Annotated in this window: 15 protein-coding genes; 3 read left to right on the top strand and 12 right to left on the bottom strand. The window is 47.0% G+C overall.

Annotated elements, in window-relative coordinates; genetic code table 11:
* Window positions 1-180 precede the first annotated feature (180 nt).
* The 4 genes from QUA77_RS29275 to QUA77_RS05400 form a co-directional block, all read right to left on the bottom strand.
* Window positions 181-378, bottom strand: coding sequence for an ISAzo13-like element transposase-related protein (locus QUA77_RS29275; RefSeq protein ID WP_445302058.1), 198 nt, complete (start codon window positions 376-378; stop codon window positions 181-183).
* Between the two features lie 49 nt (window positions 379-427).
* Window positions 428-910: an ISAzo13-like element transposase-related protein gene (locus QUA77_RS05410; protein ID WP_333449486.1), complete on the bottom strand. Its 483-nt coding sequence runs from the start codon at window positions 908-910 to the stop codon at window positions 428-430.
* Complete coding sequence (locus tag QUA77_RS05405) at window positions 907-1,407, bottom strand: hypothetical protein (RefSeq protein WP_333449485.1); 501 nt, start codon at window positions 1,405-1,407, stop codon at window positions 907-909. The genes QUA77_RS05410 and QUA77_RS05405 overlap by 4 nt, the downstream gene beginning before the upstream one ends.
* Window positions 1,408-1,477: 70 nt before the next feature.
* Window positions 1,478-1,738 carry a hypothetical protein gene (locus QUA77_RS05400; RefSeq protein ID WP_333449484.1) on the bottom strand — a complete coding sequence of 87 codons (261 nt, stop codon included), beginning with the start codon at window positions 1,736-1,738 and terminating at the stop codon, window positions 1,478-1,480.
* Between the two features lie 242 nt (window positions 1,739-1,980).
* Between QUA77_RS05400 and QUA77_RS05395 the strand changes: the two genes are divergently transcribed.
* The 3 genes from QUA77_RS05395 (at window position 1,981) to QUA77_RS05385 (ending at window position 3,705) form a co-directional block, all read left to right on the top strand.
* Window positions 1,981-2,145: a hypothetical protein gene (locus tag QUA77_RS05395; protein ID WP_333039473.1), complete on the top strand. Its 165-nt coding sequence runs from the start codon at window positions 1,981-1,983 to the stop codon at window positions 2,143-2,145.
* A gap of 233 nt (window positions 2,146-2,378) precedes the next feature.
* Window positions 2,379-3,017 carry a lysophospholipid acyltransferase family protein gene (locus tag QUA77_RS05390; RefSeq protein WP_333039474.1) on the top strand — a complete coding sequence of 213 codons (639 nt, stop codon included), beginning with the start codon at window positions 2,379-2,381 and terminating at the stop codon, window positions 3,015-3,017.
* A 154-nt stretch (window positions 3,018-3,171) separates the two neighbouring features.
* Window positions 3,172-3,705 carry a hypothetical protein gene (locus QUA77_RS05385; RefSeq protein WP_333039477.1) on the top strand — a complete coding sequence of 178 codons (534 nt, stop codon included), beginning with the start codon at window positions 3,172-3,174 and terminating at the stop codon, window positions 3,703-3,705.
* A 266-nt stretch (window positions 3,706-3,971) separates the two neighbouring features.
* On the opposite strand, the gene QUA77_RS05380 is transcribed toward QUA77_RS05385, so the two are convergent.
* The 8 genes from QUA77_RS05380 to QUA77_RS05345 all read right to left on the bottom strand — a co-directional run bounded on the left by QUA77_RS05380 (window position 3,972) and on the right by QUA77_RS05345 (window position 14,518).
* On the bottom strand, window positions 3,972-4,517 hold the full coding sequence (locus QUA77_RS05380) for a GAF domain-containing protein (RefSeq protein ID WP_333039478.1): 546 nt from the start codon (window positions 4,515-4,517) through the stop codon (window positions 3,972-3,974).
* A 176-nt stretch (window positions 4,518-4,693) separates the two neighbouring features.
* Window positions 4,694-5,284: a YdcF family protein gene (locus QUA77_RS05375; RefSeq protein ID WP_333039480.1), complete on the bottom strand. Its 591-nt coding sequence runs from the start codon at window positions 5,282-5,284 to the stop codon at window positions 4,694-4,696.
* Between the two features lie 727 nt (window positions 5,285-6,011).
* Entirely contained in the window at window positions 6,012-6,842 is an 831-nt protein-coding gene (locus QUA77_RS05370; protein ID WP_333449483.1) for a GUN4 domain-containing protein, read from the bottom strand.
* A gap of 150 nt (window positions 6,843-6,992) precedes the next feature.
* Entirely contained in the window at window positions 6,993-8,135 is a 1,143-nt protein-coding gene (locus tag QUA77_RS05365; protein ID WP_333039484.1) for a hybrid sensor histidine kinase/response regulator, read from the bottom strand.
* 150 nt (window positions 8,136-8,285) lie between these two features.
* A complete protein-coding gene (locus QUA77_RS05360; RefSeq protein WP_333039485.1) occupies window positions 8,286-10,940 on the bottom strand; it encodes a GAF domain-containing protein in 2,655 nt (884 codons plus the stop codon).
* A 14-nt stretch (window positions 10,941-10,954) separates the two neighbouring features.
* Window positions 10,955-11,182, bottom strand: coding sequence for a hypothetical protein (locus QUA77_RS05355; protein WP_333039487.1), 228 nt, complete (start codon window positions 11,180-11,182; stop codon window positions 10,955-10,957).
* A gap of 340 nt (window positions 11,183-11,522) precedes the next feature.
* Window positions 11,523-12,656 carry a glycosyltransferase gene (locus QUA77_RS05350; RefSeq protein WP_333449482.1) on the bottom strand — a complete coding sequence of 378 codons (1,134 nt, stop codon included), beginning with the start codon at window positions 12,654-12,656 and terminating at the stop codon, window positions 11,523-11,525.
* A gap of 713 nt (window positions 12,657-13,369) precedes the next feature.
* Window positions 13,370-14,518 (bottom strand): NAD-dependent epimerase/dehydratase family protein, encoded by a 1,149-nt coding sequence (locus QUA77_RS05345; protein WP_333039493.1) that lies wholly within the window; start codon window positions 14,516-14,518, stop codon window positions 13,370-13,372.
* Window positions 14,519-14,525: the final 7 nt, after the last annotated feature.

The raw sequence follows: 14,525 nt of genomic DNA, 5'->3' as shown, positions 1-14,525 counted from the left end.
CATCTTGACTAATAAATGTGGATTATTCACCAAGATTTACAGCTTAATGGAGAGCGTCATCCACCTGCAAACATTACATAGTACCGACTGCAATACTGTCCTAAATGCTTTAATACATCTTGACGGTCTTGGGTTAAATTACTGACTTGCTTAGGGACTAGCGGAAAAATAAAGTACCAGTCAAATTGGGAGAATCGTGATATCCCATTTCGGTAAAGTTTCAGAACGTTGCCATTCGGGTAAATACTGTTTTAACTCTTTTGGTAAAACTTTTATTCCTTTCTCGTAAGTGGTCAGAACCAAATGTACAATGGGTTTAATTCCTTGCCACGTCATGTTGGCTGCCCAGTTTATAGCAGTTTCAACGGAATCTAAAATAGCACCATTCCAATAATGTTCAAGTGCTGCCCAGCACCGTTCAATTGGATTATACTTGCGCTCGATACGGCGGATAGTAGATTAGTCGGATTCTTAAGCCAATTGTCTGAGATAACTCGACGATGCGTTTGATGAATTGTGTACGATCACTTCTGATTGCCGGACCACCATCAAGGTCAATCACTAATTCTTCGAGTTCGGTGTAATCAGATTGGTTATTGTGCCACCAATCTGTTAGACAATCAACAATAAAATCTGTAGTTTCAGCGGACTGCCCCATATAAATCGATAGTTGGTCACTTTGAGTGTTGAGAATTCCAAAGGGGACTAATATGGCTTGCCACTCCGTATCATGGTCATCTGCTGACTTCGGTTCAAGTGTTCGGGATTTACCACCCCGTGACAGGTTGCCAATTTTTACTTTCGCTTTGGTATCAATTGATATTCGCAGAGAATTGACATTTTGATCGGAGGCTTGATTCTCCTTCAATACATTCTCAAAAATCGCCTCTGTTTCGGGAATTTTTTTCAAGGGCTTGGTTTTTTGTGTTTTTTTAGGCGATACCCCATTCGATTTAAAATCGCGCCAATTGTCTGACGAGAAGGTAATTGCTCACTGTCGTAGTTCTTCTGACTCACTAATGCCACTCGTACCGCGTATGCCGTGATCCGGGCATACAAAAATGTCGATTGAAACTTGGGGTCTGCCTGGGCCTGGGCATCGACTAGAGAGCGAATATCGGCTTCTAAGTTGGGCAGCAAAATTTCACTTTTGTGTCGTCCTCTTCCCCGATAATTATCAACACAAATCAGTCCGGTTCGTCGTTCATGTAAGCCCAGTTGAATACTGTCTCGGTTCCACCCCATAAATGTTTCTACTTTGCGGGCTGAACCATTAAAGTAGTCTTCAGCCACTTTTGCCATAAAGTCTCGACGGCGATAGCCCGTCAGTTTGTGGGCAGCATCCTTAAACGTCGATTTAACTGTCTCACTCAAGATCATTTCTGCCATCCCCATCACAGAGGTCACAACCGCTCATGTCAGATTTTTTGTTTCCTACTCTTCTAGCATGACTGGGATTGTATTTAATTGCAAGCCCCTAAGTATTAGCAATATCGCTAGCCAACTGACAGTTGATTCTGAATTGCCCCATGTAAATTTTACCATTTCCGGCGCGGTAATACCAAGTTCTACCGCCAGCGTTGGGTATCTCCTGACAGTCCGAATATGTCACCTCAAACATCTTGGCGATATGCACGTCATAGAGGCGCAACTGAGCCCCATAAGCAGATTTTGTGGTATTGGTTTCTGACACCGTAAGGGTATAAGTTCCTCCGCTCAAGTTCAAGATAATCTTCAAGGAAAATACTCAAGACTCGTCGAAAGTCGGCGGCACGGCAACCCAGATTAAAGAAAGTAATTAACAGACCGGCAGTTAGCTGCACTCACCAAACGTTTAAAGAACAAGTGCTCGGAGGTAGCGAGTTTGGCACGGCGCCAAATATTACCACGCTCCGAAATGCAACAACTCCCCTGCTGCAAGTCTTAGGCAAGAACAGCATTGGTTAGGCCACATTCGCTCAAGTAGCCAATCAGAAAGCGGTGCGCGTTGTTCCAGTCAACGGTGCGACGCCGGATGCGGGTAACTATCCTTACAAGCGGCAGTTGTACTACGCCTACAAAAATCCTCCTAGCCAAGCAGTTAAGGATTTCTTGGGCTATGCGACTTCTTCGGGAGGACAGAAAGCTATGCTGGCCGGAAATTGAGCCTTTGCAAACCTCCGACATTCAGTGAAATAGTCCACCAGACTGAAGTCTGGCGCTACACAAGCTTGCGTCCGCGCCGGCGGACTTCTTCTTTAACCCACGTAGGTGGGTTTTGTGTGTGTAGCCGCGGTTTCCAACCGCCCGCAACCCTACAAACCTCAAAATACTATTCATTTGTCATTGCTGAACTGATAGGCTAATATTCGATGTAATTTAAAACTTAAGGTTTTTCTGTGAGCAAAAGTCGCGAACCCGTCGAAAGTTTACTTCTCTACTATTTATTCAAATGGTCCATTGTCAGCCCGATGCTGCACCTGTACTTTCGAGGCCGCATCTACGGTGCAGAAAATGTTCCGACAGAAGGGCCTGTGGTAGTAGTCAGCAATCACGCCAGCGATTTTGACCCGCCGATTTTGTCGAATTGCATGAGGCGGCCTGTCGCATTTATGGCAAAGGAAGAGTTATTTAAAGTTCCTATTTTGAAACAGGCAATTACGCTTTACGGTGCTTACCCAGTCAAGCGGGAAAGTGCCGATCGCAGTGCTATTCGCTCGGCGATCAATTCTTTGGAAAATGGCTGGGCGACGGGTGTATTTTTGCAGGGAACTCGCACCCCAGACGGCAGAATTACTGAACCGAAATTAGGTGCTGCGCTGATAGCTGCTAAGGCAAAAGCGCCGCTGTTACCTGTTAGTTTGTGGGGAACTCACGCGATTTCGTCGAAAGGTTCGGCAGTGCCGCGTCCGGTGCCGCTGACGGTGCGAATTGGCAAGCTAATTGAAGCGCCCGGTTCCTCGGATCGCGAGGAGTTGCAAGCGCTGACTCAAAGATGTGCGATCGAGATTAATGCCATGCACGATTTGGGTCGCTGATTTTATAACTTTTGTTGCTGTTTTTCAGGTTATATCTACAGATAGATGAATGCTGAAGATAAACATCGAAAAATATCAATATAAGTGATTGAAAACAAGCGCAATAATTAGGCTTGAATTTGACTTTCCTTTGATAGGAGATAAGAAGAAAGATATGGTAACAAGCAATCAAACCCGCGCGTTGGGATTGTTTTCTAACCGCGAAGATGCGGAGCAAGCTCTGACAGAATTGAAATCTTCCGGGTTTCCAATGGATAAAGTTTCGGTTGTTGCTAGGGATGCAGGCGAGTCTGTAGGCGAGACTGAAACGATCGCTCAGGTGGGCGATAAAAATCTAGACACAGGAGCAGGAGTGGTAGCAGACACTCTGACAAATAGTGCTTTAGCCACCGTGCTAGTGGGTCTCGGAAGTTTAGCTATTCCCGGAATCGGGCCGATGATTGCAGCGGGCACTTTGGGCGCCTCACTGTTGGCTAGCGTAGCAAGCACTGGCGTCTCGGCAGCGGCTTTCGGTGGAGTGGTGAAGGCATTCACTGACTTGGGAATTCCCGAAGAAACAGCTAGAATTTACACCGATCGCCTGCGGGCCGGCGATTATTTGGTGGTAGTAGATGGCGCTGAGGATGATATTAGTCGGGCTCAAGGGATTTTCAGCAGTCGGGGCATTCAAAATTGGGGCGTTTTTTAAACAAGAATTGTGCACCAAGTCTATCCCTAGGGCGATGCACACCTCACCATTGGTGACAACAATCCGCTCAAATTTAGTACCAGACTTTTCGGTGAAAATTAGCGCATCGATCCCCCCTAACTAAAAAAGGGGGGAAGCGGAAACGGTGTTTCGTCCCCCGGGAAGGGTATTGAGATTCGGCTAAAACCGCGATCTAGATGCGGTTTTAGTCTGAAGTGGACATTCATTCATTGCCCACGCGCTCCCTACAGGTAAATTATTGATTTTTATCGCTCATCTTTTGATGCTGAGGCGGTGACATAAGCGACAGCTAAAGGCGAAATTTTTTCTGTAACTGCTGCGATAACTTGGCGATCGAAGTCAGTCCAAACTCTGGGGCGATCGAACCTACAAGGCTGCAAAACCCCCCACAATAAGCCGTCAGCACAAAGGTGAGCGTGAATCAAAGCTCGATGTCCGAACTCTTTTGCCTCAAAATCTTTGTTGACAACTTCAGGATTTGCTGTTTCAACATCCTCAACAAAAATCGAAGGTTCAGTTCGCAAAGCTGCTGCAAACAAAGGGTCTTCTTCCCCTAAAGATTCCGGTTCTTTTTTCCATTCTGCGTCCCAAACCTCTGGAATGTTCGAGTTGTGACGCCAGCAGTAAGGTACTCTGCCCATTTGCGTTTCAGGATTGCGGAGGTAGAGAAAGACCCGATCGCAATTTAACACCTCCCCTAAAGCCGGCACCAAAGCCGAAAAAACAGCATCCGGCGTTTTGCTGTCACTCAAAATTTGCTCTAGAACTTGTGGCAGAATTTGGTCGGTCATTAACTTTAGCTTTTGAAGTTCATCTACTAATTTTAAACTACTCCTTCTTTTCTCTTCTCTCCTTTTACCCATTTGTTATCAGCGTCTTCCCGATGCCTTAAATCGCTATAGAAGACAAGTTTTAAAACCAGAGGGAATGGGAAAAAATTTAAAACTTGCTCAATGCTTTCCTTTGTTTATTCAATTCTGGCTTGGCTGAAGTCAGCACCCGTATAACCGGTTGTCAGCCAAAGAATAGCCCTAGCACCGTCGCGAACAGCTTTTTCCACCGGTTCGGGGGTTCGCCCAGACGGAACTGCCACAGGCTTAAAACTAATGCCTCGACTGCCGAGTACGATTTCGCCGATAATCTGAGCTCGCCGCATATGATCGTCAGAAGTGATCAGATACACGCTCTCAATCCCTTGAGCTTTCAATTCATCTACCAGGGTGGTAAAATTTGTTACCGTGTCCACCGCTCTGTAGTCTAAGTGCAGGCGATCGGACTCAATTCCCGCTTCTGAAAATACCCATTCCGCGAACTCCGGATTGCTCCCAGACGACACCCAAATCGGCAATTCAGGATGAGCCCGAGCAAATTTGGCGGCAAACACCTCTCGCTCCGTAGCCCCACCTAGAACTAACAAAGCTTGGGGTCTCTGAAATTCGCTCTTAACCTGCTGATAGCCAAACCAGCACGCCGTCAAAAGCCCTACTAGGAACCAAAAACTGCGTGAAGTGTTCAAACGCTTGTAACGCTGCGTGTTTGAGTTGATTCTTAACCACATCTAAACCTATAAAAATTTTATGTAACTCACAAAGGAACCATAACAAAAAATACCGCACGTATAGCCCACTAACAGGAATTAAAAATTAAAATTAAAAAAAGGGTCGGGGGATCATAGATTTTAGATTTTAGATTTTAGATTTTAGATTGACTCTACGCTTGTGGTGGGGCTTAAACAGGTGATTTTAGATTTTAGATTTTAGATTTCAGATGGATTCTATAGATGTTCTGCGTAAGTCCTCATCTTCAAGCAAGTATTCGTCTGTGGGCGAATTCGTTAGCGGATATGCAAAAAAGAGGGGCAAAACTTAGGCTTACCCCTCCTGCTGTTAATTTTTCTTGATTTTTAACGGGACTGGCCGGGTTCGAACCGGCGACCTAGCGCTTCAGATTTGTGTGAGTTTCCCCACTCTCTGGACTATACCTTCACCATATGCTTGCAGCTTTTAGGTGGTGACCGTCTAGTCTCTAAACCTTCCTGATTTCAATATAGGCGATTGTTTAATCGCCCTGAACTCAGGCTTGGCTTGGTATTGCCTTAGAGTTATAGGAATCCACGAACTCTTTAGGTTTCACCAAATTTGACCACATTCACTCCCAGAGTTTCCTCGCAGGGTGCCCGATGCTTCAGGAGGCGCTTGCTCTATCCATCTGAGCCACAGCCCCAGTTGCTAAACCGTTTTGATTATAGCAGTTAATGTCGATTTTGAATTTTTTATTTTCGATGATTAGCGATCGCACGCTACCAATTTCGCAGCGATGCGGGCAAAGTTTTCTGCTGCCGTGAGTTTACCAGCACCGTAACAGGCGCGCTGTCTCCATGCGGTGACGGGGAGATGTCCGGGGGGAGCATCTTCGTTGAAGGAGAGCTCGCTGTAATATTTCCAATTTTCCTTGACTCGCCAGCCGACTCGATCGCAAAATTCAGTATAATTTGCCTCGGTACTTTCCCAAATCTGCTGCTGCACGCTTAACCCAAACCGCCCGCTGCTGTATTGTTGCCAAAGTTGGTCGATCGTGCGAAGGTCTGTAAGAGGAAAACTGTCAATATCGGCTGCACTCAGCCAGCCTTCGTCTTGCCTGACAGCGATTTGCAGCAAGATTTCCCAAGTGTGTTCATCAGCTTTGCGCCATTTTCCGGTTTCTAATAGCTTTGTCAGTTGGCGGTAGTCCATCCCCACTTCCGAGATAGCGGGAGTTTGGTCAGGTATGGCGGCTATTTTGTCTTCTAGTCGCAGTAGAGTGCTGACAATCAATTCGGGGTTTAGTTGTTCGAGGCGGTACAGAACCCATTCTAACTGAGATTGAATGTACGTGCGGGCGATCGCACCTTCCTGAAATTCGCTCTGCAACTCATCAAATTTAGCTGACCAATTTTGTTGATTGCGAGCCAATTCCCACATTTGTTTGGCCCACTGCAATCTAACTTGTTCTTTTTTTAAATAAGTTTTGGAAGGCTTAGCACGTTGCGGGTAGGGAGTCAAATCCCAGCCGCAAATCGAGCAAAACTCTGCTTTTTCTTCTATGTATTCAGCACCGCACACTGGACATTTAGACATATTGCCATAAATTCGGTTGCCAAGTAATTATATTACATCGCGTAAATTAACCCTAATTCTATTAGGTACGCACTTTGCACCCTACAATGAGAGTTTTTCTGTACTAATGTGGGCATTTAGCACCCGAAAGTTAGAGTTATTTATACCCCTCTAACAAGGCAAGCGAATAGTAAACAAACTGCCTTTGCCCAAATCTGATTTTACCTCGATCGTCCCGCGGTGAGCTTCGACAATTTGCCGACAGAGGTGTAGTCCCAAACCTGTAGCGGATCTCTTGTGAGTTCCCGAACCAAACCTTTCAAATAACTTTGCTTTTTCGGTGGGAGAAATACCGGCACCAGTGTCTTTTATTTCTATTATTACCCATGCCAGCGGTTGGTTTTTGAAGCTCGTATAAGCAGGTGAATTGGCAGCTTTTAAGCTGACATCTATTGAGCCCTTGTCGGTGAATTTAATCGCATTTCCGATGAGATTTGTTAGCAAGCGGTGGAGTTCCAGACGATCGCCCGGATACTTCGCAATCGGTGCACTTTCTGCACTTTCTGTCAAGTCTAAATTTATCGACAAACCTTTAGCATCGGCTAGGGGAGCTAGTTCTTCAGCTACCTCAGTAATAAGCTGGCGCAAGTCCACTGCAGCGAAACTTAGGGATTTGGCGCCTGCTTCGTAGCGGTAGACTTCCAGCAGCATATTTACGAGCGCGATCAGGTTTTTGTTGCTGCGAACCATCGTCCCGAAAGCGTCGCGCATGGGAAGGGAAATTTCTCCCAAAGCTCCCTGCTGCATTAAAGTTAGCATTCGATCGGCTGCTACGAGGGGCGTCCGCAAGTCGTGAGCGAGTCGGGAGACAAAATCTTCGCGCTGGAGGGCGATCGAATTGCGCTCGTCTACGCTGTGTTTTAGTCGCAGGAGCGATCGAACCCTCGCCAGCAGTTCATCCATTTCGACTGGTTTGCGGATGAAATCGTCTGCTCCCATGTCCAATCCCTGCACTACGCTCGCACTGTCGTGAGCAGTGATCAGCAAAATCGGCATAAACGGCAATTCCTTATTTTCTCGGATTCGTTTAGTGACTTCGTAACCATCCATTCCCGGCATCATCACGTCTAGCAGTACCAAATCCGGGGCTGACTTGTCAATTTGACTCAAGGCAGAAAAGCCGTTTTCCGCCGTGCTAATTTCGTAACCTTCTTCTTCTAGGATTGTCTGAACCAACAAAACATTATCTGGTGCGTCGTCTACCACCAGAATGCGATCGGCTTTTGTGGCATTCGGAACAGATAAATAACTCATTTAATTGTTAGCCTGGAAATAAATACTAACTTTAATATGCCATCCGATTTATCATTTCACATTTTTACACTTGTTAACTCTGTCATAAGGAAGATTTAAAATCTTTATCAAATCTTTTTACTTTTGAGCACTCGGATGTAATATGAGCTACTACTTGGTTGTCATCCTATGCACACCGTCCCAATCATCGGGCGGGGGTACTTCCAAATAGCTCAGGGATCGATCGAGGTGAACTTCCACAGGTCGATCGCTGGGTCGCATTGCTAAAGCCGCTTCAAAATAACTAATAGCTTTCTGAAAGTTTCTAGCAATATAAGCATCCCTACCGTTACTGTAAAGTTCCAAAAACCGAAGGGTTTCCCCATCAATTGGTTCAGAACTATTTTGCAGCAACTCGTAAATACCAACTGGCTGATTTTTGCCCTTAACCCGCACCTTGTCTAACTCTCGCACCCAAATTCCTTCGCGACACAAACTGTATGTAAATTCGCTCAAAATTATATCGCATCCGTACTCCTTTGTAAGCTGTTCCAATCGCGAACTCAAATTCACCGCATCCCCGATTACCGTGTAATCCATGCGCTTTTGGGAACCAATATTTCCCGAAACCACTTCTCCAGAACTAATCCCGATTCCGAAGCGAAATGGATCTGCACCGGGGCGAGAATCATTAAACTCTTTCAAACGCCGGCGCATATCTAAAGCCGACTGCACCGCCATCCAACCGTGACTTTCCGGGGGATTCAGCGGCAGGGGCGCGCCGAAAACTGCCATTAAAGCATCGCCGATAAACTTGTCTAAAATGCCTTCGTAGTGGATAACGGCCTCCACCATCGTCTCAAAATATTCGTTCAGCAGAGATACCACATCGGACGCTCCCAAATTTTCGGTCAGCGTGGTATAGCCGCGAATGTCGGAAAATAAAATAGTCACTTCTTTGCGTTCGCCCACCATCAAGGCGCCTTCGCCCAAGGCCATCACTTTATCTACGACTCCAGGAGTCAGGTAGCGGTACATCGTATTTTTCATCCGCTTTTCGCGGCTGATGTCTTCGAGTACCACTAAACCGCCGCGCACTCCGCCCTCTGGATTTAGCAGCGGGTTGACCGTCAAATTCAAACTGCGTTCAATTACTTTAATTCGAGAGGCGGGGATGGGCAGCGGGCAATAAGGGTGATACAGGGCAGAATTTCGCAGGGCAAATAGAGATTGGGCATTAGCTAATTCTGCCAGCGCTACTTCCTCAGTCCACGCGCGGTTTTCGCCCCAAGCGTAATATAAAGTAGGCTCAGCGCGATCGGGCACAGCCAAAATATAACTTTCTTCTTCTTCTTTTTGTTGTTGGGAATTAAGTGTTTTTTCTACCAACAGTCCCACAGTTAAACTTTGTTCGGGAACGTAATGTCGGGCAGCATTTTTGAGACTGTCTTCTAGTCGAAATTGCAAATTGTCGATCGGCACAACTTCCCAAACATAGCGATTCACCAGTTTATCTTCCCAAATCTGGGGATTGTGTTTGCTTTTAGCTTGATTTACCGGACAGCCCAACAATTCTAGGGCTGCTTCATTGATAGTCACAACTCGCCCCTTCAAATCCGTGGAAATCACTGCATCAGAAAGACTTTGCAGCATATCTTTTTGATACTGCTTTTCCACCATCACGTTCTGAAACAGTTGAGAATTTTGCAACGCCATTCCCGCTTGGGAATTAAACGCTCGCAAAAACTCTTCGTCGGAAGGGGTGAAAGTACCTTGGTTCTTATTAATTAGCTGAGTTACCCCGATCAGCTCACCTTTAGCGTTATGCACTGGCATACACAAGACAGTCCGAGTGCGGTATCCCGTTTGCTGGTCTGTAGAGGGGTCAAAGCGGGGATCGTCGTAAGCATCTGTAATATTTAGAGGTTGACCAGTCGAAGCCACGTAGCCAGCAATTCCCCTATTCGCCGGAAGGCGGACTTCCATCATCGTTGTGCCGTCAGCCTTAGCTAATTTTGTCCAAAGTTCGTTGGTTTCCCGATTTAACAAAAATAGCGTGCTGCGATCGGCTTGCATCAAGTCGCGAGCTTGATCCATCACAGAGCGCAAAGTTGTTTCCAAGTCAAGACTTTGACCCAAAGTCGTGGTGGCTCTCAACAGTGCGGCAACCCCTCGTTGGTTGCGGGCCACGACGTAGAAAGACTGACAGCTTTCGAGAATAATCCCGATCGAATCTGCAAAAGCCTGGAACTGTTGTTCGTCTTCCTCGCTAAAGGAGACTTTGCCAGCTTTATTTAACAGTCGGACCACCGCTACGGGTTCCTCTTGGCTCTTACTGCTAAAAATTGGCATACAGAGCATGGTATCGATCTGGTAGCCCGGTGGTTCGTCTACTTCGGTATTAAAATACTCGTGCGATCGAGCTTCGGCGACATTAATCGATTTTCCGGTTGTTGCTACGTAGCCTAAAATGCCTGCATCCATAGGCAAGCGCACTTCTACATCCTCGCCCGTCAGTGGATCGAGTGTTTTGTGCCACAGTTGATTTTTGTTGGAGTCAACCAAAAAAATTGTTGTCCGGTCTGCTTGCAAAATTTGACCAATTTTGACAGTGAAGGCATCTAAAAGTTGCTCTAAGAGACTTTCGAGTGCTTCATTGTTAATCAGGTCCATCGCCCGGATAAATTGCTGAAATTCAGCCGTGATAAAGTCCAGCAGGCACACTAATTCAGGAACTGGCAGGCTCTTAACACGGGAGGTCAATGCCCCCATAAAATTGACTTGAGTCAGTGTAGCCAGAACGCTACCAGTATTGGAGAATGTCATGATTAACTGCTTGCTCAGAGGGATAGACTGACCGCAGGTCGATCGGCGCGAGATGCGACGGCGGTGCAAACTCTTGAATTTGTTTGCAAGCGCATCGGCACTCGCTTGTCGCTTTGATGAATCGTGAGTTCAAAAGTGGCGCACGCAACTTCAGTTTGCTTGTTATGTATGCTCGATCGATCTTTTTTACAACCTCGATACTGATGAGGGTTCGTCAATTCAAGCTGAACTTGAGTTCGCAAAACGGCTAGCCTGAAAATTAGGTGACAGGCTTTAGTTCGATCGAGAGTGCAGTGTGGATTTGACGCTCTGTGCTCGGCCCCAGCGCGCGGTGTGACTGTTTTAGCGCACTCGGCGACCGTATCCGGTCAGGTAAAGGGCGCTATGAAAGCAGCGCGCAAGGCATTCCTACAGAGCTTACTCATAGTTTAATGGTAAACGCAACAGCAGGATAGCGACGGTAATTTATGCAGCAAAAAAGTTTGATCAATCTTTGAAAACATCCCTCTTCACTACCAACTGACGATCGAACAGCGAAACTAAGCTGGCGGTGAAGTTTCAAGGTGCTACAGATCCTCACATTTAGGCTGCTCTGGGCACAGACTGGGCAAATACCACTGATTGATAGTACCGCTGGAGTTGTGCGGCGGCGGCGGCCCAACCCCAGCGTTCGGCTTCTCGGCGAGCGTTATGGCGCAAGGTTTCCCGTTCTTCGGGATTCGCAAACAGACGCTTGGTGGCGGCGAGTGCTCCTTCTTCGTCGGCGGGGTCAAATAAATATCCGTTAACACCGTCGGTGACGATATCGGGAATTCCGCCGCTGCGCGCCGCCACTACAGGCGTCCCCGCAGCCATTGCTTCTAGGAGCACTAAGCCCAGGGTTTCGGTGCGGGAGGGAAAAATGAAGGCGTCGGCCGATGCGTAAGCTCTTGCGAGTTCTTGCCCCTTGAGGTAGCCGACAAAATTAGTGGGTGTACCGGCAAAATATTGTTCAAGGGTTTGCCGATGCGGACCGTCTCCCACTAAGGCGAGGCGGGCATCGGGAATCGCTGCGAGGACTGGTTTGATCCGTTCAATTTCTTTTTCTGCACCGAGGCGACCGACGTACAGCAGCAGGGGACTGTCTGGGTTATTTTCCGAAAGGCGCGATCGCATTTCTCGATTTGCCAATTCCGGGACAAACATTTCAGTATCTACGCCCCGCTGCCACAAATCTACCCGATCGATGCCGTGGTTTCTGAGTTCTTCCACCATTGCTGTAGAAGTACACAGATTCAATTCTGCTTGGTTGTGCGCTCCTTTAAGCAGTTCCCACAATAAAGGTTCGAGGACTCCGAAACCGTAGTGGTGCAAGTATTTGGGCAAATGCGTGTGATAAGAAGCCAAAATCGGAATGTTGAACTTTTTGCCGTAATATATACCGCCCAATCCCAAAATAGCGGGATTGACAACGTGAATAATATCCGGTTTAAACTGCTCTAATTGCCGACCGACAGCCGGAGAAGGAAGTGCCATTTTTAATTCCGGGTACATCGGCAAAGGCAAACCCTCCACACCGTAAACTCGGGCGCCTTTGTACTCTTTAATCCCGTAATCTGGAGAAAATATCAGAACTTGTTCGCCTGCGCGCTGCAAGTGATCTACAGTGTGAATCAGGCGCGTCACAATGCCGTCTATTTTCGGCAGAAATGTTTCAGTGAAAAGAGCAATTTTCATAAAAATAAGTTACTTAGGGAGCCGATAATCATAGCCAGGGGCCAAGGTCATCGGTAACAAAATACACTGTGTCGCGGGGAGTAAGTCATGGCGTGCGATCGGCTGATTTTCTACACTTCTTCTTTCTGTTGCACTACCGCTTATTTCGAGCGAGAGGTTTTTGGGATAAAATGCCAATTCCCTGAATGCCAATTGATACAATTATCCCACCTAAAAGCCTTCCCACACTTTCGGTCAAGCAATTAATTCTGTGAATTTCCTGTGCTGTTCCGGCAATTTATCTTGCTTTTTAAGTGGCAGATAAGCCTTGGCTAACTCGCCACTAATTTAGATAGATCACTTGGCGTTACAGCAGCTCATTCCGCTATTAAATAATAAGCACAAACTGCCCTCGCTGACAATCCCGGCAGAACCACCAAAAGCAACAGAACGAGAATTTGACTTTGTGCGGCTTTATTCCCCAAAAGCCCGCACAAAAAACCTTATGCCATTTGGCAATTAAGCGCAGAGGACGCATAGGACACAAAACAAAAGATCAAAAAGATAGATATGAAAAATTTAATCTACAACGAAATCCCTTCTGAACTTGCAAACATTTCTCTTCTCTTCCCTTCTTTTCTCTTACTTCGCGCCCTAGCGCTTACGCGCCGCTTCGCTAACGCGCCTTCGCGGTTCGTTAAAAAATCTCTTACCCCGCAGGTAGATACCAGAACTTACTTCCAAGAAACCTTCGGCAAAATCTGGTTTTTATCGACACGGTGCTGATATTTTGTAGCAAAATTCAGCAGAGAATCGAGCAGGGAATCTGAGAGATAGTGCGGTTGCAAACCGAGGTCTAGCAAATTGGTGTTTTTGGCATTGAAATAATGTTCTTCTTTCTCGACTCTGGGATTTTCGATGTTGTTGATTTCTACTTTTAATCCCATTGCCATGCCTGCTTTTTGCACCAAGGAGGCTAAGTCGCCGACGCTGAATTGTTCGGTGAATTGGTTGAAGACGCGGAATTGTCCGGCTTCGGCGGGGTTGGCGATCGCCAATTCCACGCACCGCACGGTATCCCGAATGTCTAAGAAGCTGCGGGTTTGTCCGCCAGTTCCGTAAACTGTCAAAGGATGACCGATCGCAGCTTGGATGCAAAATCTGTTCAATGCTGTCCCGAATACTCCGTCGTAGTCCAAACGGTTGATCAACAGTTCATCCATGCCGGTTTCATCTGTGAGCACGCCGTAGACTACGCCCTGATTTAAGTCGGTGGCTCTTAAACCCCAGATTTTGCAAGCAAAATGGATGTTGTGGGAGTCGTGGACTTTTGACAGGTGGTAGAAACTGCCTGGTTGTTTGGGATAGGGTAGTGTATCCTTGCGGCCGTTGTGTTCGATCGTAATGTAGCCTTCTTCAATGTCAATATTCGGGGTGCCGTATTCACCCATTGTCCCCAATTTCACTAGGTGACACTCGGGGAAGTCTTCGCGGATGGCGTACAGCAGGTTGAGTGTCCCGACGACGTTATTGACTTGAGTGAGGACTGCGTGTTCGCGATCGATCATCGAGAAAGGTGCCGAACGCTGTTCGCCGAAATGGACGATCGCCTCTGGTGCAAATTTTCTCATGCTTTTGCTGAGAAAATCGTAGTTGGTGATGTCACCGACGAACAAGTCGATCGACTTGCCCGTTAAATCTTGCCATCGCTGGAGTCGTTGCTGAATCGGTGCGATGGGAGTGAGGGTGTCGCTGCACAGTTCCAGATCCCAGTGCCGCCGCACGAAGCTGTCGAGGATGCCAACTTCGTAACCTTTGTTAGAAAGGTAGAGTGCGGTTGCCCAACCGCAATAGCCATCGCCACCAATAACCAGGACTTTCATAAATCAA

It is taken from the genome of Microcoleus sp. K5-D4 (assembly GCF_036704575.1).
In the GTDB taxonomy this organism is placed as follows: Bacteria; Cyanobacteriota; Cyanobacteriia; order Cyanobacteriales; family Microcoleaceae; genus Microcoleus.
The sequence above is the reverse complement of the archived record's forward strand: the minus strand, read 5'-3'. Positions and strand labels throughout refer to the sequence as shown.